General features: G+C 38.6%; 17 protein-coding genes. 5 read left to right on the top strand and 12 right to left on the bottom strand.

Translation table 11 applies throughout. From position 1 onward, the window contains the following. Positions 1–119: 119 nt before the first annotated feature. The 8 genes from HDC90_RS05100 to HDC90_RS05065 form a co-directional block, all read right to left on the bottom strand. Positions 120–1,955 carry a beta-galactosidase gene (locus HDC90_RS05100; RefSeq protein WP_184464499.1) on the bottom strand — a complete coding sequence of 612 codons (1,836 nt, stop codon included), beginning with the start codon at positions 1,953–1,955 and terminating at the stop codon, positions 120–122. 107 nt (positions 1,956–2,062) lie between these two features. Continuing rightward, positions 2,063–3,184: a glycoside hydrolase family 43 protein gene (locus HDC90_RS05095; RefSeq protein WP_221451797.1), complete on the bottom strand. Its 1,122-nt coding sequence runs from the start codon at positions 3,182–3,184 to the stop codon at positions 2,063–2,065. A 76-nt stretch (positions 3,185–3,260) separates the two neighbouring features. Further along, entirely contained in the window at positions 3,261–4,508 is a 1,248-nt protein-coding gene (locus HDC90_RS05090; RefSeq protein ID WP_184464497.1) for a DUF2264 domain-containing protein, read from the bottom strand. A gap of 13 nt (positions 4,509–4,521) precedes the next feature. Next, positions 4,522–5,655: a glycoside hydrolase family 88 protein gene (locus HDC90_RS05085; RefSeq protein ID WP_184464495.1), complete on the bottom strand. Its 1,134-nt coding sequence runs from the start codon at positions 5,653–5,655 to the stop codon at positions 4,522–4,524. Continuing rightward, positions 5,655–7,826 (bottom strand): family 43 glycosylhydrolase, encoded by a 2,172-nt coding sequence (locus HDC90_RS05080; protein ID WP_184464493.1) that lies wholly within the window; start codon positions 7,824–7,826, stop codon positions 5,655–5,657. Before HDC90_RS05080 ends, HDC90_RS05085 begins: the two co-directional genes overlap by 1 nt. 15 nt (positions 7,827–7,841) lie before the next feature. Next, positions 7,842–9,167, bottom strand: coding sequence for a BNR repeat-containing protein (locus HDC90_RS05075; protein ID WP_184464491.1), 1,326 nt, complete (start codon positions 9,165–9,167; stop codon positions 7,842–7,844). Positions 9,168–9,309: 142 nt separating this feature from the next. Further along, the gene (locus tag HDC90_RS05070) at positions 9,310–13,305 is read right to left on the bottom strand and encodes a two-component regulator propeller domain-containing protein (protein ID WP_184464489.1); all 3,996 of its coding nucleotides are present in this window, start codon (positions 13,303–13,305) and stop codon (positions 9,310–9,312) included. A 357-nt stretch (positions 13,306–13,662) separates the two neighbouring features. Then, entirely contained in the window at positions 13,663–13,944 is a 282-nt protein-coding gene (locus HDC90_RS05065) for a SelT/SelW/SelH family protein (RefSeq protein WP_184464488.1), read from the bottom strand. Between the two features lie 426 nt (positions 13,945–14,370). Here HDC90_RS05065 and HDC90_RS05060 point away from each other — a divergent pair, with 426 nt between their 5' ends. After that, positions 14,371–14,787 (top strand): SRPBCC domain-containing protein, encoded by a 417-nt coding sequence (locus HDC90_RS05060; RefSeq protein ID WP_184464486.1) that lies wholly within the window; start codon positions 14,371–14,373, stop codon positions 14,785–14,787. 2 nt (positions 14,788–14,789) lie between these two features. Here the strand turns inward: HDC90_RS05060 and HDC90_RS05055 are convergent, their stop codons facing one another. Further along, positions 14,790–15,881, bottom strand: a complete 1,092-nt coding sequence (locus HDC90_RS05055; protein ID WP_221451796.1) for a PepSY domain-containing protein — start codon at positions 15,879–15,881, stop codon at positions 14,790–14,792. 3 nt (positions 15,882–15,884) lie between these two features. Then, positions 15,885–18,236: a TonB-dependent receptor gene (locus tag HDC90_RS05050; RefSeq protein WP_184464484.1), complete on the bottom strand. Its 2,352-nt coding sequence runs from the start codon at positions 18,234–18,236 to the stop codon at positions 15,885–15,887. 162 nt (positions 18,237–18,398) lie between these two features. Between HDC90_RS05050 and HDC90_RS05045 the strand changes: the two genes are divergently transcribed. The 4 genes from HDC90_RS05045 to HDC90_RS05030 all read left to right on the top strand — a co-directional run bounded on the left by HDC90_RS05045 (position 18,399) and on the right by HDC90_RS05030 (position 22,504). Continuing rightward, the gene (locus HDC90_RS05045) at positions 18,399–19,187 is read left to right on the top strand and encodes an SDR family oxidoreductase (RefSeq protein WP_184464482.1); all 789 of its coding nucleotides are present in this window, start codon (positions 18,399–18,401) and stop codon (positions 19,185–19,187) included. Positions 19,188–20,382: 1,195 nt separating this feature from the next. Then, positions 20,383–21,189: a phytanoyl-CoA dioxygenase family protein gene (locus tag HDC90_RS05040; RefSeq protein ID WP_184464480.1), complete on the top strand. Its 807-nt coding sequence runs from the start codon at positions 20,383–20,385 to the stop codon at positions 21,187–21,189. A 146-nt stretch (positions 21,190–21,335) separates the two neighbouring features. Further along, positions 21,336–22,037, top strand: a complete 702-nt coding sequence (locus tag HDC90_RS05035) for a CDP-alcohol phosphatidyltransferase family protein (protein ID WP_255497488.1) — start codon at positions 21,336–21,338, stop codon at positions 22,035–22,037. Then, positions 22,034–22,504: a GtrA family protein gene (locus tag HDC90_RS05030; RefSeq protein ID WP_184464479.1), complete on the top strand. Its 471-nt coding sequence runs from the start codon at positions 22,034–22,036 to the stop codon at positions 22,502–22,504. Before HDC90_RS05035 ends, HDC90_RS05030 begins: the two co-directional genes overlap by 4 nt. Here HDC90_RS05030 and HDC90_RS05025 read toward each other — a convergent pair. Beyond that, positions 22,501–24,660: an alpha-N-acetylglucosaminidase gene (locus HDC90_RS05025; RefSeq protein WP_184464477.1), complete on the bottom strand. Its 2,160-nt coding sequence runs from the start codon at positions 24,658–24,660 to the stop codon at positions 22,501–22,503. The two genes, HDC90_RS05030 and HDC90_RS05025, sit on opposite strands and share 4 nt — an antisense overlap. A gap of 103 nt (positions 24,661–24,763) precedes the next feature. Continuing rightward, positions 24,764–25,855 (bottom strand): phosphotransferase enzyme family protein, encoded by a 1,092-nt coding sequence (locus HDC90_RS05020; protein WP_184464475.1) that lies wholly within the window; start codon positions 25,853–25,855, stop codon positions 24,764–24,766. Between the last annotated feature and the right edge of the window lie 40 nt (positions 25,856–25,895).

Genomic DNA, 25,895 nt, shown 5'->3' with positions numbered 1-25,895 from the left:
CAAAGTAACCTTTTATTATGCTGCTTGAGTGAGGGGTAATACGGTAATAAATAGGGGTTAAATTGTTACTTTTTGTTAAATTTCTATCCTTAACCCCTATTTATTGATTTTTTAAACGTTTAATCTACGTTTAATTTTTTAAGCGTATTTAAAATTGGTTGATCGATTGCTTTCAAAATATTTTGATCAGGCTTAATCAGTTCTAAAACGGCAATATCATTTTTACCTTTTTTTAACCACTCTTGAGGGATATAAAGTGTTTGCTGTGGACCAATTGCCCAGTACTTTCCTAAGTTGTGCCCGTTAACCCATACTACTCCTTTTCCCCAGTCAGTCATGTCTAAATAAGTATCAGCAACGGTTGAAATCTGAAAGGATCCTTTCTGTAATGTTGGCCCATTTCCATTTGTTTTTGATGGATTAGTAATGTTAATACTATCGTTGTTAAAAGGAAAACCATACATTGACCAGTTTTTAACCTCGGTACCATTAAAAGTTACCTGTTCGGTAATTCCTTTTTTATTCTCTAACAAATATTTTCCAAAATTAACCCGTCCCATATTCTCGACAAAAATATCGAGCTGCACCTCTCCTTCCGGAAGATCTAATGCTAATGTATTTTGGTTTAGTCTACGGTCTAAAATCCCTATCCTTTTTTGATTGATAAAAATGAGCGCATAATCGCGTAATTGTTTAATCTGCAGTTCACCTTTTTTCCCTCCCTTAATGGTGGTACGATACAACACATAACCATAATCTTGTTTAAGATCTTCAAAAGTTAAGGGTGTAATATTTTTCACAGCTTTTGGCAATGCATTAAACAAAGCTACTTTACTACCCAGTTTAAAAGGTTCAATTGCTATACTAGGTTTGGCAGCTGCTACTACTGGTAGTTTTTGTCCTTCTGGGAGGTGTTTTTCGATTACGGCCCTAAACTGCATAAATTTATCGGTAGCATTACCTGCTTCGTTTAAAGGCGCATCATAGTCGTAACTACTGGTTTGTGGCTCGTAGGGCGAAATATCCTTATAGTTAGCTCCATTCATAAAATCGCGGGTTGTGCCGCCATGGAACATATACATGTTAATCGAAATACCTGCCGCTAAAACAGAATCTAACTTTTTGGTGTATTCTGCTGCTGGAACGGTATGATGAGGTGTTCCCCACCAATCGAACCATGCCGGGTACCATTCTGCAATAAAATACGGCCCTTTGCCCTTATGGTTCTCGTTTACCAATTGCCTGATTTTTGCTGGATTATCAATCCCGTTTAGTGCTGGCAGTAATCCATCTAAATGTCCGTCTTTTACATCCGCTGCAGGATCACAGGTATACAGCAATCCATCAAAGCCAGCATCAATAAACATTTTTCTATTGATATCTAAATAGTTTTTATCAGCAGCGTAAGAACCGTATTCGTTCTCTACCTGCACCATAATGATGTTACCACCATGGTTAATCTGCAATGGAGCCAACTGTTTCCCTACTTCAATAATATACTTTTTATACTCTTCCAAATATTGTTTTTCGGTACTTCTTACCACAAGACCTTTTTCATTCTGAAGCCAGTATGGATAACCACCGAACTCCCACTCCGCACAAACGTAAGGACTTGGTCTTAAGATAACCCAAAGGCCTTCTTGCTGGGCGATTTTAACAAATTCGGCAATGTTGTTATTCCCTGAAAAATCGAATTTTCCTTTTTGTGGTTCATGCAAATTCCAGAATACATAGGTACCAATAGTATTTAGCCCCATTGCTTTGGCCATTTTCATCCGGGCCCGCCAAGCCTCTTTGGGTACCCGGGGATAATGCATCTCACCAGAGATAATCTGAAAGGGTTTTTCATCTAATAAAAAGTTTGTTTCGCCTAGCTTAAACGTATGCTTAGCTTGCTGGCCAAAAGCCGATAAGGAGAAACATATCGCTACGAACCATAGTAATCTTGCTTTCATTTTTAACTATTGTTTTTAAAACGACCTGAATTTTGGGCAAAAACAATCCCTTTTGCGTATTTCTACGCAATTCATCGTCTAGGTTTATATAAAATTTTGTTTTTTTTCTACTTTTTAAACACGCTCAGATCCCACTCGTCTGCCCAGTTTATTGAAATTTTATCCTGCTCAAATTTGATTGGCAACCATAAATAACGACCATCAATGGCGTTTTTCGGTTCCCATTTATCGGCCATAAAAATAAACTCTCCTTTTTTACCCGGTACTGGCAATACATGTGTACTCTGCCCGCCATAAGTTAGCTTGGCTCCTTCGCCCTGGCATGGATTTCCCATATAAGTCCAAGGCCCCCAAATGGAGTTTGCCTTAAACCATCTTGCCGGATTTGGCGCCCAGCCTGTACAGCCCGAACCAATCATGTAGTAAACCCCGTTTTTCTTAAACAAAGCCGGTGCTTCTGTTTGCTGTCCGATATAAATTCTGATAAATTTTCCGGTATGTCCTAAATAATCGGGGGTTAACTCAGCCAAATGCAGCGTAAAATTCTCTTCCGAAGAGAATACATGATAGGCTTTTCCATCATCGTCTACAAAAACGGTCATATCTCTTGCCATTTGTCCACCAGGTAAATCCCTACAGAAAAAGCCATCACTTTTATTGGCTGGTTGCTGGCAGTTTACCATATCTTTTTCTGCTGTTCCTGCCGGATAGAAAGGCATTTTCTCAGGATTTGGGCGATAACTTCTGATAAAAGTATATGGCCCGGTTGGGCGGTCGGCCACTGCAACACCCGATCTTGCTGCCGCATAACCCTTGCCTAAAAGTTCTAAGTGAAACCACATGACAAACTTTTTGGTTTTCTTGTTGTACACCACTTTCGGACGCTCTAGAATTGCACCTTTAGCAATATCACTTTTCAGATCTTCGGAAACCGGAAGTGCAATGCCTTCATCTTTCCAATTGTATAAATCTTTTGATGAGTAGCAATGTACGCCTACCTGTGCCGTATTGCCTTTCTCACCTTCAATCTTATGCTCACCAAACCAATAATAAACGCCTTTATATTCAACAATGCCTCCGCCATGGGCATTAATATGAACACCTTTATCATCCTTCCAAATTTTACCGGGAGTAAAAGAAGTATATTTTTCTTGTGCTGAAACATAACTGTTTAGCCCTAAACTGAAGGCAATAAATCCTAAAACAAAACTGATTCTCTTATTCATCATTTTAATAAAATAATTTTTAACGTTACAAAGACGATAATTTACTTACATCTTTTTTAATTATATGGCTAGCTGCTATTTATTTTAAACTGGCACTATGGTCGTTTTCAAAATTCTCACCGCTCCAGATCTTTTGTGCACTCCATTTTTCGGCAGGGCTGGACCAAAAAGGATCGCCTTCTGGCAAACCTAAAGGCAAAAAGATATTTGAAGCAATATATGGGCTACCCTGGTTGTTATAGAAATCGCCAAGATTTGGCTGATCACCATATAAACCAATGGTTAACCAACCGTTTTTATAAGTGCTCGGACTCTCTAAAGTTTTTTTGATTACAGCGGTTAACGCGCAACGTACCTGAGCCGGACTTAACTGTTTTGGTAATGCTTTTCTCCAGGCCATATCGGCCAAATGATGAAATGCAGCACCACGATAAATAATGGAGCGACCAGTTGCAGGATAAGTACCATCGGCGTTAATTAATCTTTCCTGAATGATGGCATATCGTTCATTACGCCTTTTAACCTTCTCGAACATTTCTTTATAACTGTTCGTTTTAGGACCAATAATATTGGCCAAGGTAGCCAGGTAAGGATGGATAACATAACTATTGTAATAATCGAAGGCGAAAGATGTTCCATCGGTGTACATCCCATCACCTGTATACCACTGTTCCATTTGTTGCAGGGCATAATCAACACGCATAGGATCCCAATTATATCCAAATCTGGCCAGAAAGGCTTCGTTCATGGCTGAGAATAATAACCAGTTAGAAAAAACAGGTTTGAATCTCCTGGTCGTCACAATAGATTGCATCATCAGTTCCTGGTTTTTCTTATCCAGGTTTTCCCATAGCCACGGTGCACGTACCAAAGCCAATGCGATATAAGAAGCATCTACCAGTTGCTGCCCACCGATATCGAAATTCATAAAATCTTTCGCATTAGAATCCAATGCATTTTTTAATCCTTTAATAGCCCACTCCCGGTATTGTTTCCTTAAAGCCACCTCTTCTGCCGAACCTCCCTCTAACTGTAACCATGGTGCAATACCACTTAGAACCCTGCCCAAAACCTCCACATACTGTACTTTAATGCGGTGTTCCTTATTATCAATATGGATAGAAGTGACTTTTGGCATGGCTATCCTTAAACTGTCATTAGCTAAATTGTATAAAACAGGTTTTACCATCTTATCCATCTGCTGCAACCAAAACTGCCGATCGCTTAACACCGCATTTTTGGAGGTTTTACTCTTTTTTTGAGCAAATGCAGTTCCGCCAATCAATGTAATCAGTAAAGCTGTAATGCAGATATTTCTTAATTTCATTTCGTGTTAAAATTTAATTTTTGTTTGATAAATGGCGATACATCTCACATCCAGCCAATAAAAATGCCCCTACACCAAAATTCGCTGTAGAATTTACATCAACCACCTGACCAGGGATAGCTTTCTCGCCTATCGGTTGTACATACCCCAGTTTTCCATTAGGTTGTAGTGCGGTTTTAGTTAAATATGCCCATGCGTTTTGTGCTGCCGATAAATAGCTTTTTTCTTTTAAATAACCATTGTTTATTCCCCATAACAAACCATAAGTAAAAAAGGCTGTCCCGCTTGTTTCGGGTCCTGGGGCATGTTGCGGATCGAGGATACTTCTGGTCCAATAGCCTTCTGATTGCTGGCTTTTAACAATTGCTTTGGCCATATTCTGGTACTTGTTTAGGTATTCGTTCCGATGCGGATCGTTAAGGGGCAGATCTTTTAACACTTTCGCTAAACCTGCAAACACCCAACCATCTCCTCTTGCCCAAAAATCTTTCTTGCCGTTTACACTTTTATGCTTCGGATAAACATATTTGGCATCCCGGTAATAAAGTTTTTCCTTTTTATCGTACATAATGCTATTTGCATACATAAAATATTCGTACAGCTTATCGAGGTATTTTCGGTCTCCACTTACTTTATAAAGTTTGGTCATAACTGGCATTACCATATACAAACCATCGGCCCACCACCAATAATCGTTATTGGGTGTACTCATTTCGTATTGCATCACCTCTTTTGCCCTTGCAATTTTATATTCTTCTGGTTTTAAGTGGTATAAATCGATATAGGTTTGAAAGCAGATCTGCCAATCGCCAAACAGCACATGCTCATCTGTTTCGCCATATTTATATTTCCAGTTGGATTTATCAGTTGATTTTGCACCCATCCATTGGTTATGAACGGCCCAATCTTCTGAATATTTACGGTAAGCTTCGTTTTTGATAATTCCGTAAACCTCCATGTTCCCGGTATGGTAAGCAGCATGATCCCAAAAAGCACGTACTTCGGGTTTATTGTTACTTTGCCAATAGGCATTTGCACGATTGATTGTTTCGAGCACTTCTTCTTTTGAGGTTGAAGTTTGCGCATTCACCAGCGTGCGACTAAAAAACAACAATAAAAATAGTACTTGGTATAGTTTTAAATTCATTAATATATTGGTTTAATGCCATTTACTGTTGGCACTACTGGTTTAATGGTTCCATCAGCGTTAAATTCCATTTTATCGATGCAAACCTCGCGATTATAACCTGCAGCACTTCCCATTGAGATTCCTTTTGGTCGGGTAAAACGATGGTAAACCATATACCATTCATCTTTTCCATTAATCTTAATTACACTATTGTGTCCTGTTCCGTAAATACCTTGCGCCACATCTTTTGCCAGAATCAGATTGTTTTCCGGAATGGTTATTTTTCCTATAGGCGAGTCAGAAAAACCATATCTTACCCTGTAATTCTCGCTTCGGGTATCATCTTCCGACCATAAGAAGTAATACTTTCCGTTACGGTAAAAAACTTCGGTACCTTCTCTAAAGCTCTTATCGGGGGTGGTAACTTTAATCGCACTCGTATCAATCGAAATCATATCATCATTTAGTGGTGCAACAGCCATATAGCCATTTCCCCAGTATAAATAACTTTTGTTGGTTTTAGGATCGTTAAATACATCAGGATCAATCTCCTGGCCACCTTTTATTCCCTTTGGTTTACTCGCAATTAAAGCCTTTCCACTATCCTTAAACGGTCCGGTTGGATTATCGGCAATAGCAACGCCGATTTTCTGTGCGGCAGTGAAATAATAGAAATATTTATATCCACCATTTATTTTCTTTTCGATAATGGTGGGTGCCCAGGCATTCCTTTTTGCCCATGAAACATCTTTTTCAAGGTCTAATATTTTCCCTTCATCTGTCCAGTTAACAAGATCGGTTGATGAAAAACTTTTAAAATATGTACCGCTCCAATTGTTAAAGCCATCGCTGGTTGGATAAATGTAGTATTTGCCTGTTTTATTGGAGTATAAAATTTCAGGATCGGCATAATAACCTTTTAAAACAGGGTTATTGGCTACAGCAACAGTTATAGCATAAGTTTTAGGTTGTTGATTGGCAATGCTTATCTTAATTTTCACCGGACCTTTAGAAAAATCCAATTTTCCTTTTGGTGTTATGGTGATTTGATTAAAGGTATTAAACTGCGGATCAAAAGCCTTTATATCTGTTCCATAATTTACAGGTAGATAGAGTTTTTGATTCACACTATCTAAAACAATGTTATTCTGGTTGATTGCCTTATTCTGTGCGCTTTGCAAAACAGATTCAACAGGATACCATTGATTGAGCAACCGGCTTAACTCTTGCTGATTAATCGGCAAAATAGTTCCGTGCCTAGGGTGAAAATCCATCGTAACATCCTGATCTACAACACTGAAATTTGCGAGATCTTTGCTTTTGGTAAACTGATAACGGCCTTTCATATATACATCGTATATCAGGATATACTCATCACTATGATTCAACTTAAAAACGCCTGCACCTTCTACCGCTTCTTTGGTTTGCTGCAGGTATTTATCCTGTAGTACATAACCTTCTGTTAGTCGATTAGAAACCGCTTTTTTAATGCCATTGCCGTTGCCTTCTGTTTTAAAAAACAGATTGTATTTCCCTTTATCGTAAATAATATCTCCATCAATACAAGCACTATTGGTAGGACTAAAAAAGAGTTGTTTTGGAGCGGTCTCCAGGTCGGTAAAATCAGGGTTTGCATAAGCATAATAGATTTTATCAGGATCATCGCCATGCTTCATCGACCAATAAACCATATATTTTTTGGCTGTTTTATCGTAAATGGTCTGCGGTGCCCAAACGCGTAACAGATTTTCGTTATTTGGAAAACGTTTTTGAATATTAACAACTGCCGATGTCCAATGGATCAGATCATTTGATTTAAGTAATACCATTGCTCTGTTCGAGTTCCAGCCCTTATCAGAAACCATATCGGTAGCCACCATGTAAAAAGTTTTGCCATCTTCGCCGCGCAAAATATGTGGATCGCGTATACCGCCAGTACTGCTGATCTTTTCAGAAGAAATAACAGGATTATTGTTATTTAAAGCTTTATAATGGTAGCCATCGGTACTCACTGCAAAACGTATCGCCTCTTCTGCTTTACTGTTCCCAGTAAAATAAGTAAATAAATAAGCTGTATTTTCTTGAGCTATCTTAGCTGTTTTTTTGCTTTGTGCCTTTACCAGATTAATTGATAACAAGAACAAAACAGCTAGTAAAGAAAGGCTATATTTTATAATGGAATGTTTCATTTTATGGTTAATTCGCTATTTATTTTTTGGTTTCCAATCTAAGGCTTGCACAATTGTTGGTGCATGGTTGGCCTTTCCTTCTCCGTCTACCTGGGTAACATGCTGTAGAAAGAGGCTCAAAATCCCTTTATTTTTCCAAAGCTCGGTGTCGTAACTGGGTTCCCAGTCGCCAACGCTTTTTTGAGTAAGGTCTTTAATCTTCCAATTTCCTGATCCAAGCTGATCGTTCAACGCAATCGAAACTTTGTTACCCCGTTCAGCATCTCTAAACAATAATCCTGCAGCGTAATATTTTCCATTTGGCCAAACAATAATCTGTGGCCTCGAAATCGGAATCTGTTTGGTCCCCCCTCCACTTAAACTAAAAGCTGTTTTTCTAAAATTAAGGTTACTTACTTTCCAATGGTTATCTGTTTTAAAAACCAAGTGATATTGTGGTACCGTTTCGTTCATATCTCGCCAATAACCAGCAATAAATACATTACCATTGGCATCAGCAAACATTGATGTTTGGTTGATCAGCTCACTTTTTTGTGGAATTTTAAGTGCATATTCTGCATTGGCTGCAGTAATGGGAAGACTATATTTTTCATTGGTAGATTTTAACCAGGTTAAACCTCTATCAGTAGATTTAGCATAACATAAATCATGGTTACTGGCTACATCAGGGCTTTCGCGCCACACCCATGATAAATGGATGGTTCCAGCCCCATCTACTGCAACCTGCCAATATGCATTTCGTTCACCTTCGCCATTAATCATTCCATCCTGTACACGTGTCCACTTTTTGGTCTTCAGACTATAACGGTTTATCATCAGGTTTCCATTTCCAGAGCCCCCATCGCGGTAAAAAAACAGTAAATCGCCATTGGTCAGCTTATAAAATTCAGGATAACTGACTTTATTTTCTTTTGCGGAAAGCATAACGGTCTTATTTCCTAAGGTTAATGAACCTGCTGAAACCGATTTAGCATAATTTAAATTGTTGTTATGCTGGCCCCAAACAATATGGAGGAAACCATCGCCATCTATCATAATACTAATTGATTTATGGGCGTCGGTAGCATCACCTTTATAGGCCGTAGTAACTAATGTCCAGTGGCTTGACCCAATTTTACGCTTGGCCAATACCACATTTTGTTCTTCATCATAATAAGCAGCGTACTGGCTACCTTTAAAACTGATTAAAGAATTTTTACGGAAAATAACAGTATTTACCGAGTTATTAGCCCAGCCATTACTGGCAATGGTACTCAGTTGCGTTTCTTGCGCAACACTCATCAGGGTGATGCCGATGAATGTGCAGATTAGAAATATACTTTTATTTAGTAGTTGATACATTATACAGTTTAGGCTGCTCGGTTGCTTACACTTGGTAAAGCCGAAGTACCGAAATTTTTAAACTTTACACAGGGGGCTAAATCATACTTTGCAGGGGGCGTTTTAAGATAAATGCCTTTAAAAGCCTAAATTAGGGTAACTTTTATGTTGTAGCATTAATATTATAGTATTTATGAAAACTTTTCCGGTGTTTCTTAATAAACTCAGAAGGTGTTAATTTAAACAGCTTTTGAAACTGCTCTCTAAAATATTTACTATCATTTATCCCTACCCTGAAGGCAGCCTCGTTAATATTTAAATTGGTATTGATTAACAACTCGGCAGCCTTTCTTAACCTGATAAAACGGATAAAACCATTTATCGATTGGCCAGAAGTAGCTTTGATCCTTTTGTAGAGATTAGAATGACTCATTCCAAGGTCAGATGCCAGTGTTTTTACATTAAAGCTGTCTTCCATCAGATTTTCTTCAATAATCATAATGCATTTTTGAAGAAAGCCCTTATCTTCTTGTGAAACTTTATGGGCATCACTTTTTAAGGTTATTTCATTGTAGAAATAAGACTGAAGGTTGGTCCGGTTTTTAATAATACTATTAATTTTGGCCGTAAAGAGCTCTTTATCGAATGGTTTACCTATAAAATCGTAGGCACCAACTTCAATTCCTTTAAGTTTTATCTCCGGACTAGGGTCGCCGGTTAACAGAATTACCGGAATATGGCTTAGGGCTGAATCGTCTTTAATCGCCCTACAGAGTTCGATACCATTAAGGCCATCCATATTTACATCAGATATAACAATATCAGGCAAATATTCTTTACAGAGTTTTAGTCCATCTGTACCATTTTCGGCTTTGTAAATTTTGAAATTATCCTGAAAAATGTGCTTGATGTAATCGATAATTTCGGGGTTATCATCAATAACTAAAATCGAGTGTAAATCTGAGATGAGCAATTCGAGGTTACCCACATTCTCGGCATCGTTATTTTCTGCTTCTTCCTCTTGTGCAATCAGCTCGTTTACATAGGTTAATTCGTTTTGGAAAACACCGCTTTGTTGTAAGTTTGGTTCCCCAACCGGAATATCGATCAAAAATACGGTGCCCATCCCCTGATTGGAGCGGAACGAAATTTTACCCTTGTGCAATTCTACAAAGTTTTTGGCCAGATAAAGCCCAATGCCAAAACCCATCTTTAGCGATTCGTTCGACATCACTTTATAAAACTTATCGAACAATTTTTCACCCACATGCACAGGTATGCCTGGACCACTATCACTCACTTCAATATGCACCCGCATACCGATGGTTTTAACACTAAATTTCACAAAACCGCCTTTTGGAGTAAATTTAAGTGCGTTAGAGAGCAGGTTAAAAAAAACAATTTCGAGTTTGTCTTTATCGGCATAAATATCCAGGTCCTCTTCTTCGCACTCAAAAGTATATTCGATATGGTTCTGCTTTGCCAAATAATTAAAGCAGAGAAAAATCTCGTTGGCAAATTTGTATAGATTGATTCTTACAATTTTTAAGGTATCATTCTCACTTTCAGTCTTTCTAAATAGCAATAACTGGTCTACCAGGCTTAATAACCGCCTAGAATTGCGGTAAACTACATTTAAGTCGTTTTTCTCAGGTCCTGGATCTTTTTTATGGATAATATCTTTAATCGGGTTAACAATTAAGGTTAACGGCGTTCTCAGCTCGTGCGAAATATTGGTAAAGAAACTTAATTTTTTCTCATTCAGGTCCTTTTCACGCTCCATTTTAAGGTTGGTAATCTCTACCTCGTGTTTTAACCTTCTCTGGCGGTTACGATAGGTTTGAAAAAGATAAAATAACGACGATCCTAGAATGAGGTAAATGGTATAAGCCCACCAGGTACGGTACCAAGGCGGTAAAATCTTAATGATTACGATTTTTTCATTGTTGCTCCAGGCACCTTCGGTATCGGTACTTTTAATGTGCAGTTTATACTCGCCCTCATTTAACCTGGAATAATAGGCTGTACTTAATTTGTTTACATCATTCCAGTCTCTGTCCCAACCTTCCAGGTAATAGGCGTAAGAAATCTGATCCTGAAAAGAAAACTCTATGGCGGCGTAATCGATAGAAATCACTGCAGCATTAAATGGGATTTCGATACGTGCTAAATTAACAATAGAGATATCGTTATAACTCGAATCCTGATCGAGCGGAATATTATTGATCCTAAAATCAGTCAGCACCATTTTAGGAATCCTCTTATTTTTCTTAATGCTATCGGGCGAAAACAAGTTAAAGCCACCAATTCCACCAAATAAAAAATCACCATTGGTAAGCTTTAATGCTGCATTATAATTGAACTGATTGCTCTGTAAACCATCAGTAGCAAAATAGTTTTTAAAGTTATGGTGTGTAACATCAAATTTCGATAAGCCATTGTAGGTACTGCACCACAAATTACCCTGGGCATCCTGAAGGATATTGAGCACTGAATTACTGGGTAATCCATCACTCTGGATATATCGTTTTATTTTTTTGGTTTCGGGGTCAAAAAGCAATAAACCTCCACCCTCTGTGCCGATCCATATCTGATGGTTAAAATCTTCCTGAATGGCCCTAATGGCAAAGTTGATCTTCGTATAACGATGTTTCTTGTTGATTGGATCTATTTCAATCAGTTCGGTATAATTTCCTGCCCAAAGTCTGCCTTTCGAATCTTGGAACAAGGTATGAATATCCTTTAATTTATGGTCGAAAAGTTCAAATTTATCAGTGCTTTTATTATAACGGTACAATGCGCCGCCTTTTGTGGTACCTACCCAAATATTTTTTTGCTTATCTTGATAAAGCTTCCAAATATTAATATCATCGATACCTTTAAAAGTATTATAACAGTTATAGTGAACAAATTTTCCGGTTGTTTTATTAAAACGATCTATCCCTCCGCTAAAACTGGCCACCCAAGTGTTGTGGTCTGCATCGTTTAAAATACTGGTCACAAAATTACTGGTTAATGAGCTTGGATCGCTGGTTTTAGCATAATTAGCAAAAGTGTTTTGCTTTCGATTCCAAACACTTAAACCACCACCATCAGTCCCAATCCAAATGTTTTTATTTTCATCTTCACTAAAGGAAAGTACAAAATTGTTGATTAGAGAATTGCTTTTTAACGGATCATGCTTAATAGTAGTAAACTGCTCGTTTTCCGGATCAATGATATTAACCCCACCTCGTAAGGTTGCAATCCATTTTCTGGATTCACGGTCTTCGTAAACCTGTGCAATAGAATTACTGCTCAATAAGCCTTTTTCTTTTCCTGCAGACAGGTAATCTGTTTTTTGATTTTTTGTATCATAAACAGCAATCCCTCCTCCATCAGTCGAAATCCAAAGCTTTTGTTTCCGATCAAACAGCAAACTCATAATATTCTCATTGCTTAAACGCTGCTTAAACCTGGTAAGGCTGTTTTTGGCTTTATCGAACTGAAAAAGTCCTCGCTCTGTTCCAACCCAAAGCATTTGGCTAGTCCCTTTTGTAATGCAAGTTACCGAGCGTACAGCCGTGCTTACTAAACGGAGTGTATTTTTATCATTGTCATACCTACAAAGGCCTACATCTTTTATAAAAAGCCAGAGGGTTTGGTCTTCATCTATATATAAAGCCTTTACAGTAAAATCGAAATTTTTACCAAATGGTATCCGTTCTGCTGCGCCGCTATTCTTTTTGAGCATGAACAAGCCTTTTTCTTCAGTAGCCACATAAACAACTAAAGCTTGACTTATTGCAATGGAATTAATAGCATAGCTTACCTCATTTTTTTTGCCTTTATCCAGATAAATCAATTGATGGAACTTGGAATCTGCATAATCATAATATGAGACTCCCTTTTGTGTACCTACCCAAACCCTGTTATTCGCATCTCCATTTAGTACGGTAATGTGGTTATTTATCAATGAATGTTCATCTCCCCATCCATTCCTAAAAACCTTAAAGTGATAACCATCGTAACGGTTTAATCCATCATAGGTACCCATCCACATAAACCCGAAATGATCTAGATACAAGGAATTTACCACATTGTTAGACAGTCCATTTTCTACCCCCAAGTATTTAAGGGGAACAGCTGGAGACTGGGCAAAACAAATACCTGCGCCCATACATAAAAAAAGTATGAAGCAAGCCGTTTTTTTTTGAATAAGGAACATAGAGAAAACAGTACCGTAGTATTACTTGGTACGAAACGAATATACATATTTTCCTAAAACTCCATCAGCTGTATACCCTAGGATTATATAGCGAAAAAAGTATAACTTCTCCTACATTAAGACGCTTTTAAAGCCTGTTTAAAATGAATAAGTTATTTTACTGTGAAAGCTTAGTGAGAGATGTATGCCCCTCGCTGACGTACGCGTGTCGCGTGTACACTTGCCCTCGGTTTATTATTATATCCGCCAAAATTGATATTCTTTAACTTTCTGCTTTTGGACCTGCTATTGAGCAATATTATCAACAGATTATTTTATATCAGAATGGCCTAGGTTCATCGTTGGATTTACTTCATCACGAATAAGCTGTTTTAATTCTTTAATTTCAGGAAAACGTTGCATCTGCTTTCTATCGAAAATTAGTTTCCCGGCAACATGAATAGTAAAAACTCCTGATGTCTCACTTGGAATTAGTGTTACGCCCCTTACCTCATCTACAAAAGTGGTTAAAATTTCTTGCGCCATATAAGCCGATCGCAACATCCAGCCACATTTCGGGCAGTAAGTGATATTAACAAGTGGTTTTTCCATTTTACTTTTTTTACAAGGGTACAAAAAAATTAGAGCGATAGAAAATGGTTTGGCAGCCAATTCAGCATAAGGATGTATTTCCTATTTTGTTATAAAAGCACTTTCTTATCGTTTCGAATGCTGCCAAGCATCACTGAACAAAATGAACTAAACAAGTTCACTGCTTAAAATGTTGTCAAAAGAGAAAAGGGTAGCCACATCCATGTTTACCCCTTTCCAATTACTCCCGTGTTAGAGGAACTATAATTACAGTTATGAGGCAATTTTTGTTTGCTTTATCTATATAATCATACACCATAAGTCTGGAAAGCAGATATAAAAAATTACTGTTTTCTTTAAACAATATGTTTAATTCCGCTCAAATCACCCTTTAATTTGTCTCCAATGGCCACCTAAAGGCATACTTTAAACAATTAATTTAGCTGTATGAACCAGAATGCTTTAATAGCCAGTATTGAGATAAACCAACCGAGAGAGCTGGTGTGGAAAATCTGGAATGAACCCGAACATATCATGAAGTGGAATGCGCCATCAGATGAATGGATTAACAAAAAAATTGAAAATAACCTGAAAATAGGTGGTGGTTTTTTATATGCTATGGCCAGAAAAGACGGAACCGAAAATTTTGATTTTAGCGGAACTTACACCGAAATTATTGAGCATGAGCGAATTGCCTATACACTGGACGATGGAAGGAAAAGCCTGATTACCTTTACAGGAAATAACCCTGTTACCCTTACCGAAATCTTTGAACCTGTTGCAGATCTCGATTTCGCCATGCAACAGGCATTTTGCCAATCGGGGCTGAACCAGCTTAAAGCATATGCCGAATCAGCCTTTTAGATTTACGCTTTCTTTTTGTGCTTTTTTCTTTTTTTCCACCAGATGATAAAACCGGTAACCGGCAGACTTGCTGCTACCAAAGCCGCTAAAAAAGAAAGAATTTTATTTGGGAGCCCCAAAAGCCTTCCCGTGTGCAGATCGTAATTGGTGGCTTCAATCAAATCGGCACCATTAAAATCTTTATACAGTTTGGCTCTAATCATTCTGCCAGTGGCTTCCTCATAAAAAAAGGTATTCTGGTTACGTGCCCAACGGTAGGGGTAAATCATTCTTAACCGCAGTTCGCTTTTACCGCGCAGCGAAAAACTAGTAGAAATAGCCCCTGGGTACTTCATTTTGGCTTCGGTATAAATTTTATTATAACGCGTAGGCAAAGGCTCTATATTCGTGGGTTTGGCTAAAACAACAGCTTTGCCCTGCCCCAATTTACTTCCCGTTAAAAAACTGGCTGCATTTTTCACTCCCTTAAAAGCAAAGTACAGGCCGCTTAAAGCGGTAATTAGCAGCACTACAGAGGCATAAAAGCCCAATACGTTGTGTAAATCGTAATTTAATCTTTTAAATGAAGCTTTTCTCTTAATGGTTAACGATTGTTTTAATAAACGCATCTGGCCAGGAAACCAGAGTATGAGTCCGGTTATCAGCATCAATACAAAAATAACCACCGACCACTGCACGATAAACTTCCCGGTTTTACCGAGCAACAATGAGGTATGAAGATGCTCTGTCACTTCGAGCCAATCTTCTTTGCCTTTCTTAACCAATTCTGCACTGTACGGGTCAAAGTAATAAACCGCGGCTTTTTTTGTGGTAATTTCTACCGTCGCATTAGGAATCCCATCTTCAATTCTGATTACCTTCAGCTCATCCTTCGGCGATAACTTCCCGAAGTTTAAAATAATTTTATCTAAACCTGCAAAAGGCTTTTGCTGAGATGTTACATAGCGGTAATCTTTTTGCGTAAAATCCCTGATTTCTTCTTCAAAAACATAAAGCGCTCCGGTAATACTGATGATGATAACCACCAGGCCGGTTGCCAGGCCTAACCACAGGTGAATGTTCCTGATGGCATTTTTAAAATTCCTGTTCTTCATTATTTAAAAAGCATAGCCTAACGATAGGTTAAATCTGCGTCCATTCCCCCTTACATAATTTACATTGCTGCCATAAAATTGAGAAATGGCAGGATAATAAACTTTATTAAATAAATTCTCTATGCCTACCGATAGTTTTAAAGGCTGTGTAACCTGATATACTGCTGCAACATTAAATAAGTTGAAGGCCTTTACCGGACCTTCGCCAATTAAGTATTTACCGGCTGCATTGGTTTTAAAACGGTCGCGATTTCCTACGCGCATCCAATTTACATCCAGGCTTAAGTTTTTAATGCCAGAATATTTAAGATAAACAGTAGTTTTTGATGGTGGAATACGCGTTGTATTTAAATACACATCTTTTTCTCCGTTAAAATTACCATCATTATCTACATCCCCTTTTCCTTCTACTTGTGCATAATTACCACCGATGCTCAGTTCTTTTAAGACCTGATAATCAGCCTGGATTTCAAATCCATATACACGCTCTGGAATACGTTGAGAAATATAGGTACCATTCACTTCTAAAAGATTGGCCCCTAGTTTAGACGTGCTGTAATAGTAAGCAGCACTGAAATTCAGTTTACCTACAGTACTGCTAAAACCAGCTTCATAATTGTTTACGATGATGGGTTTAGTTTCTAACTGCGACAAAGTGTTACTTTTTGCTGCCCTTAATACCCTGCCCAGCTCAAATACCGAGAACGATTGCGCATAACTGACAAAAGGGTTAAAAAACCTGAATTTTGAATAACGTGCACCGGCATTAAACACCAAAGCGTTGTAATTTAATTTGCCGCCCTGTACAGCTATACTTCCTGCGCCGTTTGCACCGGTAGCCAGGGTATTAAAATCATCTACGTCAATATTAATATTTTCAACCCTCAAGCCTCCTTTTATCGTTAAATCGTTAATTAATGTCACAGAGGCCTGCAAGTAGGGCGCAAAGTTCACCATATTCATATTTGGCACCCATAAACGACCATCAGTTAAGCTCTGAGCAGTTTTATCGTTCATTAAATCCAAACCATAGTTCAGTTGCAGGGGTACCTGATCTGCAATATTAAAAGGTGTATTCAAGTTTACCCTTGCCCCTTTTTTGGTAGAGGTAATGGCCGACTGGCCGCCTCCGAAAAATGAGGCCGAGTTAGAATAAATGGTATAAAAATCCTGGTAATATAGGTTGGCTGTTAAATCAGTTTTTCCGAAAATCTGTTGATTGGTGTATTGTAAATTAGCATTGTGGTTAAACCTGGTCCCTTCCTCTTCGCCTAATCTTGTTCCGTAAATACCAATAGCCGGCGATTGACCGTAAACGCCATCTTTGGTGATATACTTAGAATGCTGGCGTGAGCTGAAATAATTATACATCAACTGCAAACGTTGTTTTGGGTTAAAGTTATAACCCAGCTTTACAAAACCGTTGTAAGATTTGGTTTCACCTAAGCCGTATTCTGGCGAGATAACCAGGCCTTCGGCATCGCGGAAAACACCAGTTTTTTCGAACATACCACTTACCAGGTAATCAAATTTACCTGTTTTACCATAAAGCTGTTGCGAAAAACGGTAGCCAATGGTGCTGTCGCCTTTTAGGTTTCCTGTAATTCCGGCCTGAGTATAACCGCCGAATGCTTTTCCATTGTCGGCCTTTTTAGTAATATAATTGATTAAACCACCCTCTGCACCATTACCATAAATAGCGGTGGCCCCTTTAATCACTTCAACACGCTCGATAACTGAAGGATCTATACTGCGGATATCCCTTCCTCCTGCTCTTAATGGAGTAGATTGCGGAATACCATCAATTAAAACCAAAACATTCCTACCACGTAAAGTCTGACCAGAGTTGCCCGTTTGATTGGTCGAAAAGCCTAATCCAGGTACACTGTAAGAAAGTATATTGGCTAAATTCGGACTGATTGCAGATTGTGTATTTAATTCTTTTGCGGTTAGCACAGTTACCGATGATGGTGTTTGTGATAATGATTCTGGCCGTCTGCTTGCCGAAACAATAACATCGTTAAGATCTGAGCGTTGCTCTTTTAAAACGAACGTTACCCGGGTGGTATCATTTGCAGTAACTGATATACCCTGTTCAAGCTGATCGTAACCCGTAATTGTAACCTTAACCTGCTGGTTCCCGACAGGAACTGCATTTAATTTAAATGCTCCCGTTTTATCAGAAGTGGTTTTAAGATGCTGTTTTTTAACCTCTATATTGGCAAAGGGTATGCTGTTCCCCAACGAATCGACAATTTTTCCGCTAATTGTTCCTTTCCCTGTTTGCGCAAAGAGGCTGATCGTTGATAGTATAAAAAGTGATGTGATAAAAAATTTTATGTACGGATGTTTCATGCAATTCTTAAATTTCGGCAAATCTAACATTATTTAGACTCATTAAAAATAATAAATTAAAAAAGATGGATAACTGGTGTTTAGTCATGCACCATTTTAAAATAAATGAGACATAAGGTTTAATTTATTTGATATTTGTGGTAAATCGTTTTGAGTAAAAAGATGTCAGAAACAAAAATTACCTACGCAGTGATAACCGGAGCCAGTAAAGGTATTGGCAAATCGATGGCCATTGCGCTGGCCAAGAGAAAAATTAACCTGTTGCTTATTTCCCGCTCGGCTGATGAATTAAGTGTTTTACAAACAGCTATTAAAAACGAATATGGGGTTGAAGTGCAGATCTTAGCAATTGACCTTAGCCAGGCACAAGCCCCAAAAGCAGTACATGACTGGATAACAGAAAAAAATTACGCCATCCATATCTTAATTAACAATGCAGGCTACGGATTGTGGGGAAAATTTGGAGAACTGGATTTAAGCGCTCAGTTAGAAATGTGTCAATTAAACATGACTACTGTGACTTCATTGTGCCATTTGTTGCTTCCAATCCTTTCAACACAGAAAAAAGCATACATCCTTAATGTATGCAGTACCGCGGCCTACCAGGCGGTGCCAACCTTGGCCATTTATTCGGCAACTAAAGCTTTTATTTTATCTTTTACTAGGGCACTAAGATTCGAGCTTAAAGATGGACCGGTTTCTGTGAGTTGCCTGAGCCCAGGCCCAGTTGATACGGGTTTTGCCCACCGGGCCGGATTAGATGCATTTAACAAAATGGCTGAAAAGTTTAACATGAGGCCTGATGAGGTGGCTGAAATTGCGATAAAAGGAATGTTTGCCAAAAAATCTGAAATTATTCCAGGTTTTACCAATATTATCAGTGTGTATGCCAACAGGATTTTACCAAAAGCATTTATTGAAAAAATGGCCGCAGGCATTTATAAGACTTAATCTTATCATTTATCTGCAGTTAGGTATTTTCATCACCATGGATCTTGTCTTTACATACCGTAACCTCTTATTTATCCTATCGGTTGGTATCTCACCGACTTAAATGGGGTTAGGAAACGAGCATTCAGTGGTTCTTGGCAGTGTGCAGCCCCGCTTTCGCTTATAGTCCTCGCTGCGCTCCGGGCTATTCCGCTCAATCTGGTTTAGGAACAGCGGGTTCTGCTCCTCGCAACCTCTAAAATGAAATGCTGAGCTGGCCACCTAGCTCCGGTTGAAGCGTCACCCTGCAGCAACGAGGTACGAGGAAGCAAAGCGTATAAGCGGAAAACGGGAAGAAACTGAGTGTTTTGCACAGACAGAGTGCTTCAAATAACAAACCTATTTATCCCATCGCCTTGGTTCATGTCTTCACGTACCATAAGCCCTTATTTATCCTATCAGTGGTGTTTCACCGATCTAAATTGGATTAGGAAATGATCAGTCTGTGGTTCTTGGCGCTGTGCAGCCCCGCTTTCGCTTATAGTCCTCGCTGCGCTCCGGGCTATTCCGCTCAATCTGGTTTAGGAACAGCGGGTTCTGCTCCTCGCAACCTCCAAAATGAGAAACTACTTTTAGCCACTTAGCCCCGATTGAAACGTTACCCCAATGTCATTAAGTTAAGCAACGCAGTCGTCAGTCTGAACGTAGTCGAAGACTTCTTAAGATTGATAAAACGTAAATAAATGCCCTTCGACTACGCTCAGGGTGACATACTTTTGCGATTTATCCATTAACTTAATGACATTGAACGCTACCCACTGGCAACGAGGTACAAGGAAGCGAGGCATGAGCGTAAACGGGAAGAAACCGAATGTTTTCTACAACTATTGCGCCCCAAAGAAAGTTTAAGTATGAGAGCAGATGCTAACAGCTAATTAACCGAAACCCTCCCGATTTGCGCTTATTATTAGATTTCTACGATTAGAACTACTCTTCTCAAAAAAATATTTTAAAATATTTCTAATAAAATTCTTTAGAATATTAAAAATATGTTACGTTTGTATTAAACACTACAAATTCTATGGATTATGTCGAATAAAACATCTGTGTTTTATTTTCCTTCAGTACCGAACCACTCGCGAATGCGAATGTGCTGTTGCTGCGCATAATTCTAATTTCAATTTTTCTTTTTTCTAAATCTTTTAAATTTTTACACATGGCCACATCGTATCCAACCTTTATCTTATCTGAACAATTAACACAAGAACAGCTTGATTTTTTTAACACACATGGATTTATCCATTTCAAGAATTTCATCAAACCCGAAACAGTTAATTCAATTATTGATGCCTCTAAACAGGTTGAACAAAAATGGATACAGGAAGATGTTAAAAAAATAAACGGCGTGCCGATTAAATACGGAAAAGATCTTGATGGCTCAGCAATTGTGCAACGGTTTGCTTTTATTAACCAACAACATCAAACGCTAAGTGGCCTCCTATTAGATCCACGCTTTAACGCATTGCTTCAACTGGCGGGTGATGGCGCACGTTTAGGTACCGAAGAAAAAGACGGCATGGTGTTTAACCACTACATTAACGGACCAGAAAGCAAATTCAGCAAAATGGGCTGGCACACGGATGGTTTAAGGGATATCTTCTACGGCACTAAACTGAACCCAATGCTGAATGTAGGCATTCACCTGAGTACTTTAAAGCCTGAAAATGGTGGATTAAAAATTATCCCTGGTACGCACAAACAGAGTATTTATCAAATGCTTTTCCGCAAGAAATACTTCCTTGATAATAAACCTGATGCCGAAGAAGTATCGATATTACCTGAAGCAGGCGATTTAACCATCCATGATGGAAGGCTCTGGCACAGGGTTGCAGAATCGGCCATTCTAGGCGAGGAAAGCAGAAGACGTGTAATCTACATTCCAATTATTGCTGGTAAGTATGCCCCAAAAAATGAGAATAGTCCAACAGTATTTTATCAGCGCTTCGCCGGAATTGTAAAATAAATTTATGTTATTTGCCCTATTGTTTACTTACCTGGTCAGATCAGGGAAACTAAAGCGGCTAAGTATTTTCGCTAAGGGTATTCCGAAGAAAATCAGTTTAAAATTTTACCGACCAGAAACCGCTATGTTATTCGGCTTTGTTTTAATTGGATATTAAATTGGAGGCTATTATTAAAGAGAAAGAAGGTAATACAGATAGCAAAAGAGTATTTTCAGATCGCGAGCGAACCAATATTCTACTTAAGGGCGAACAAAGGCTGATCTTATTTTTGCTTAAAAAAGTTCCGGGCTGGATTACGCCAAATATCATGACAGGTATTGGCATGTTTGGATCATTAATTGTTTTTTTGGCTTTTATTTTAGGCAGGTTTCATTCGAGAAATTATTTACTGGTAGGCATTTTAGGCCTTATCATCAATTGGCTTGGCGATTCGCTTGATGGCAGATTGGCTTATTACCGTAAGACAGCCCGAAAATGGTATGGATTTGCATTGGATATTGTGATGGATTGGCTCAGCATTATTCTTATCGGCTTAGGCTACTACTTTTATGCAAGCCAAACAACACAGGTTTTTGCATTTTTATTTGTGGTGCTTTATGGCTGGTCGATGATTATTAGTCAACTCCGCTATAAAATTACCGGTTTTTATCAAATCGATTCAGGCCGTTTAGGGCCAACAGAGTTACGTGTAATTATTTCATTGATCCTCATTATTGAAACATTGATTATAGGCAGCATTACCTATTTCGCCATTGGTACAAGCATATTGTTATTGTTAATCAATATTATCGATACATTAAAACTTTTAAAGGCAGGCGACACTAAAGACCAGGAGGAAAAAGAATGATCAGTTGGGCATCTATTAAGCTTTTTCTGAAAGCTCAGGTATCGGCTTTCTCAGGCGGAATTACCGATTATGGATTAATGATACTACTAACAGAATGGCTGCATATCCACTTTACCATTTCTATTTTAATTTCAGGCACCCTCGGCGGGATAGTTAACTTCTGTATTAACCGTTTTTGGGCTTTTAAAAGTAACGGCGGCTACCACAGCTCTACCAGTGGGCAGCTTGTCCGTTTTTTCACCGTGGTTTTAGGCAGTATTTCGTTAAAATCAGGCGGAACTTACCTCTTACATAGTACCATTAACCTCGATTATAAAATTGGCAGGTTACTGATAGACAGTATTGTTTCTTATGGTTTTAACTATCCCTTAATGAAATACTGGGTATTTAAAACCAATGAAGCCAGAGATTTTGAATACGAGGAAGAAGAATATTTTGAACCTATCAGTAGGGAACAAAGCATTTAATCTTCAGATCCTTTCAGAATATGTTCGATCAGTTCATCCCGCTGCTTATCGCTGATCTTTTTTGGCGCAAATAAATCAGGTGAATTGGCCCAATCTGTTTCCAATTTATAATAATTGGGTTTGGTGGTTTCTTCGCCATTCAATTTCCGTAAATGGTAAGCCATAAATAATTTCCATCGGTCTGTACACAAAGAACCCAATAAACCGGCCCATTCTTTATGCGCATATTCATGCAGATCGGTTTTGGGGTTATCATCAGGCCCCCAGTAGGTAATCTGCGCTTTTGCATTTTTTAAGGCATTTGTTTTGTCAGCATGGTTTGTACCAAACACACTCGCCTGTTTTAACCAACGGTGCAGGGTGAAGAAACGGTTGCTGTTTAATAATGAATCCTGTTGATTGATCAATGCTATAAATTTAGAACCTTCGCCAGCCAAACGGTCCTTATCTTTATTTTTAATGGCTTCAATTATGGCCTTATAAACCACATCTCCTTTATTGGCCTGCACCTGTCTTACAAAATCGGTTAAATCTGTTTGATAGGTTTCGCTTTCCTTAAAATCGGCTGCTGCAGAGGCAAACAAGAGCACTGCATCTCTAAATTTGGCAGTATTGTAATTTCTTTTTCTGGTACCCCATGAAGAAACACTGTTGATCAAGGTATCTGGCCTGGCACAGAATATAGATTCAGAAGGGCCTTCCTGGTAAATCTCGGGACTGCTATATGCGGTTTCGAGCAAGCCTTGCCATGCTTTTTCTATCTTATCGTTAGCTTTTCCATAACGTGCCAAAGTGTAACCTTTAATCCAGTTGTTTACTTCCACGTGCTGATCGTGCCAGCCCAACTCTAACATCAGATCGAAAGTAACCGGATTATTATTGATCCCTTCGGGAATAATCCCCACTCCTTTTAAAAATTGCCCGTAAACACCTTTTTTTGCCCGGTAAGTTTCGTCGGCAAAACGTTGCAGTTTACCATAAATACCATTCTTTTCTCCAAAATTGCTCACATTGCTCCATATAAATGGGGTACCACCGTAGCTTTTTCGTTTCTCCCAGTTGTTGGTATTTTCTCCAAAGAGCTCAATGATCAGTGTTTTTTTCTTATCAAGGCCCTCGAGTAATTTAGCCGAAGGATTGGATTGCCAGCCCTGCAATACCCAGGTTGCATTGGGGTAATGTTGCTGCATAAGCTGCTGTATCACTGCACCTGATGCTTTCAAATCAACACCTTCGGCACTACCGCCCTCATGAAAAGGATCGCCGCCAAAGTAATGCAGATCGGCACCATATAGCTTCTTCATTTCGTTGTAATAGATATCAGCTATACGTTTAAAAGCAGGATCGCCGGTTGATAAAAAATCTGGCCGGATAAATCCACCGACCCATTTGCCCTGCGAAATTACATCCACCTTTACTTTGTTTTTTAACGTAGTGGGCACCATGCCATAAAAGCCATGCATTACCGGTTCTATACCGAGGTCCTTCATCCTGGCAATTATCTTTTTTTCCAGGTAGGCCTGCTGATTGATCAGGTTTTGTGTTACAGGGCCACCCCATGATTCCATATTACCCATTAACCACCAGGCATCAAAAGCAGGGCCCGGGATAAATTCGAGTGTTTCCTGCTCCGAATAACCCAGTTTTTTTAATGTATTCTGCCACACGGCTTCCATACCAATCGGAGCCAGCATTACATTTACACCATTCAGTGCCATCCAGTCTAACTCACGTTCCCAATCGGCCCAGTTGTAAAAACTCATCGAATAACTGATGGTACAATAATTTAAAGCATAGCGGTATGGGTAAGGCGAAACGATCCGGATTTTTTCTTTTACCAAAGGGATTTTTTCGATTGGAGAAAGGTTATCGCCCATATGCGACATGCTCCTGCGGCAATAATACTTGAGGTACCAGTTTAAACCTTCGGCAGCAGCATTTGCACCCGAAGCGCTGATTTCTATTTTATTATTTCTGCTATAAAGTTCAAATACATCTTTACCATTGTTTGCTGGTATAGATTTAAAAACCAGCGATTTTGTTAACCATGGAGCCCGTCTTGCCGCCAATTGTCTAACCGCATCAAACGTTTGCGCTTTAATATGTGTATTCAGGAACAGAACTGTTAAAAGAAAAACAAATTTTAAAATGCGCATGCCCATTTTGATTAAGGTATCAGAAATTAATTTGAAAAAAGGTAAGAGGAATGTCCAGCCTAAACGATGAAGCATAAAAACTGAACACCTTGCCTTTACCTTATTAGTTTAATATTGTTTTAGAGTCGCTAATTCTATTTTCATTAATCTGCTTAATAATTCCTTCAAATTCCGATTCTTTGGCTATGTACTTATTCAGTAAATCGATCTGGTTTAAGCCCCTTATTAAATTGTGATCAGCATAATTCGTTTTATAATAAATATCGCCGTTTAAGAAATCTGCTATAAACCTTACCGCCTGCATGTAAATCATAAATTTACCCGAATAAATAAAGAACTGTTTTTCGGTAAAGGCCAAAACCTGGTCCATTTCTTCCATGTAGCCTTTATGTATTGCGGCAAATACGTCTTCTCTAATGGCTATTTTGCTAAAATCCTTTTCTTCTTCATTGGCTTCTGAGAGATAGGTACGCATCATATCACCCACATCGCTGATAAAGTATCCGGGCATTACGGTATCTAAATCGATTACACATAAACCCACGCCGGTTTCTGCCTGTAGCAATACATTGCTAATTTTGGTATCATGATGCACAACACGTAAGTTAAGCGCGCCGCTATCTACCATATGTACATACTGCTCTTCTATATCGTAATGCCTGATAATCTCCTCAATAGCAAACTTTGCCTCAAAAATTCGTTCGTCACTAGCTTGTTCCAATGCTTTTTTAAACTGCTCTACGCGCAAAGGCAGGTTATGGAAATCTTCGATGGTGGGCTTCAATTTTTGTACGTTAAAGGCACAAAGCATCCTGGTAAATTTACCAAACTGCTTGGCAGCATGATAAGCCTGCTCAGGCTGATGTACAAAATCAATAGAGCAAGAATTTTCCACAAATGGGAAAACCCTGTAAAAATGATCGTCAATAACCACAAAATCATCTCCGTTTGAAGCCGCAATTGGGGCAACAAATAGATATTTAGGGGCCGTTTGATCGAGATATTTTTTTATTGTCTCAATATTTTGAGCAATATTTTGAGGCTGGCGAAAAACCTCTGTGTTTACCTCTTGCAAGATATAGGCTAATCCTTCACCGTAAACTTTCCAGGTATGGTTAATTAAACCCGAGCCGAAAGGTTCAATTTTAAATTTTTCTGCATTAAGTCCATAAGCACCTAAAACTGCTTGAAACATAAGATGTTAATATATATTTGAATAAAAATTGCTTCAGGAA

Origin of the sequence: Pedobacter sp. AK013, from assembly GCF_014205835.1 — a bacterium.
Taxonomy (GTDB): Bacteria; Bacteroidota; Bacteroidia; order Sphingobacteriales; family Sphingobacteriaceae; genus Pedobacter.
This window is presented reverse-complemented; position numbering and strand designations above follow the sequence as displayed.

Bases quoted from the DNA above. Each gene is read 5' to 3' on its own strand.
- HDC90_RS05070 (WP_184464489.1), bottom strand. From the start codon at position 13,305: ATGGGCGCAGGTATTTGTTTTGCCCAGTCTCCAGCTGTTCCCCTTAAA.
- HDC90_RS05040 (WP_184464480.1), top strand. From the start codon at position 20,383: ATGGCCACATCGTATCCAACCTTTATCTTATCTGAACAATTAACACAA.
- HDC90_RS05080 (WP_184464493.1), bottom strand. From the start codon at position 7,826: ATGAAACATTCCATTATAAAATATAGCCTTTCTTTACTAGCTGTTTTG.
- HDC90_RS05050 (WP_184464484.1), bottom strand. From the start codon at position 18,236: ATGAAACATCCGTACATAAAATTTTTTATCACATCACTTTTTATACTA.
- HDC90_RS05075 (WP_184464491.1), bottom strand. From the start codon at position 9,167: ATGTATCAACTACTAAATAAAAGTATATTTCTAATCTGCACATTCATC.
- HDC90_RS05085 (WP_184464495.1), bottom strand. From the start codon at position 5,655: ATGAATTTAAAACTATACCAAGTACTATTTTTATTGTTGTTTTTTAGT.
- HDC90_RS05055 (WP_221451796.1), bottom strand. From the start codon at position 15,881: ATGAAGAACAGGAATTTTAAAAATGCCATCAGGAACATTCACCTGTGG.
- HDC90_RS05030 (WP_184464479.1), top strand. From the start codon at position 22,034: ATGATCAGTTGGGCATCTATTAAGCTTTTTCTGAAAGCTCAGGTATCG.
- HDC90_RS05020 (WP_184464475.1), bottom strand. From the start codon at position 25,855: ATGTTTCAAGCAGTTTTAGGTGCTTATGGACTTAATGCAGAAAAATTT.
- HDC90_RS05100 (WP_184464499.1), bottom strand. From the start codon at position 1,955: ATGAAAGCAAGATTACTATGGTTCGTAGCGATATGTTTCTCCTTATCG.
- HDC90_RS05095 (WP_221451797.1), bottom strand. From the start codon at position 3,184: ATGATGAATAAGAGAATCAGTTTTGTTTTAGGATTTATTGCCTTCAGT.
- HDC90_RS05090 (WP_184464497.1), bottom strand. From the start codon at position 4,508: ATGAAATTAAGAAATATCTGCATTACAGCTTTACTGATTACATTGATT.
- HDC90_RS05045 (WP_184464482.1), top strand. From the start codon at position 18,399: ATGTCAGAAACAAAAATTACCTACGCAGTGATAACCGGAGCCAGTAAA.
- HDC90_RS05065 (WP_184464488.1), bottom strand. From the start codon at position 13,944: ATGGAAAAACCACTTGTTAATATCACTTACTGCCCGAAATGTGGCTGG.
- HDC90_RS05025 (WP_184464477.1), bottom strand. From the start codon at position 24,660: ATGCGCATTTTAAAATTTGTTTTTCTTTTAACAGTTCTGTTCCTGAAT.
- HDC90_RS05060 (WP_184464486.1), top strand. From the start codon at position 14,371: ATGAACCAGAATGCTTTAATAGCCAGTATTGAGATAAACCAACCGAGA.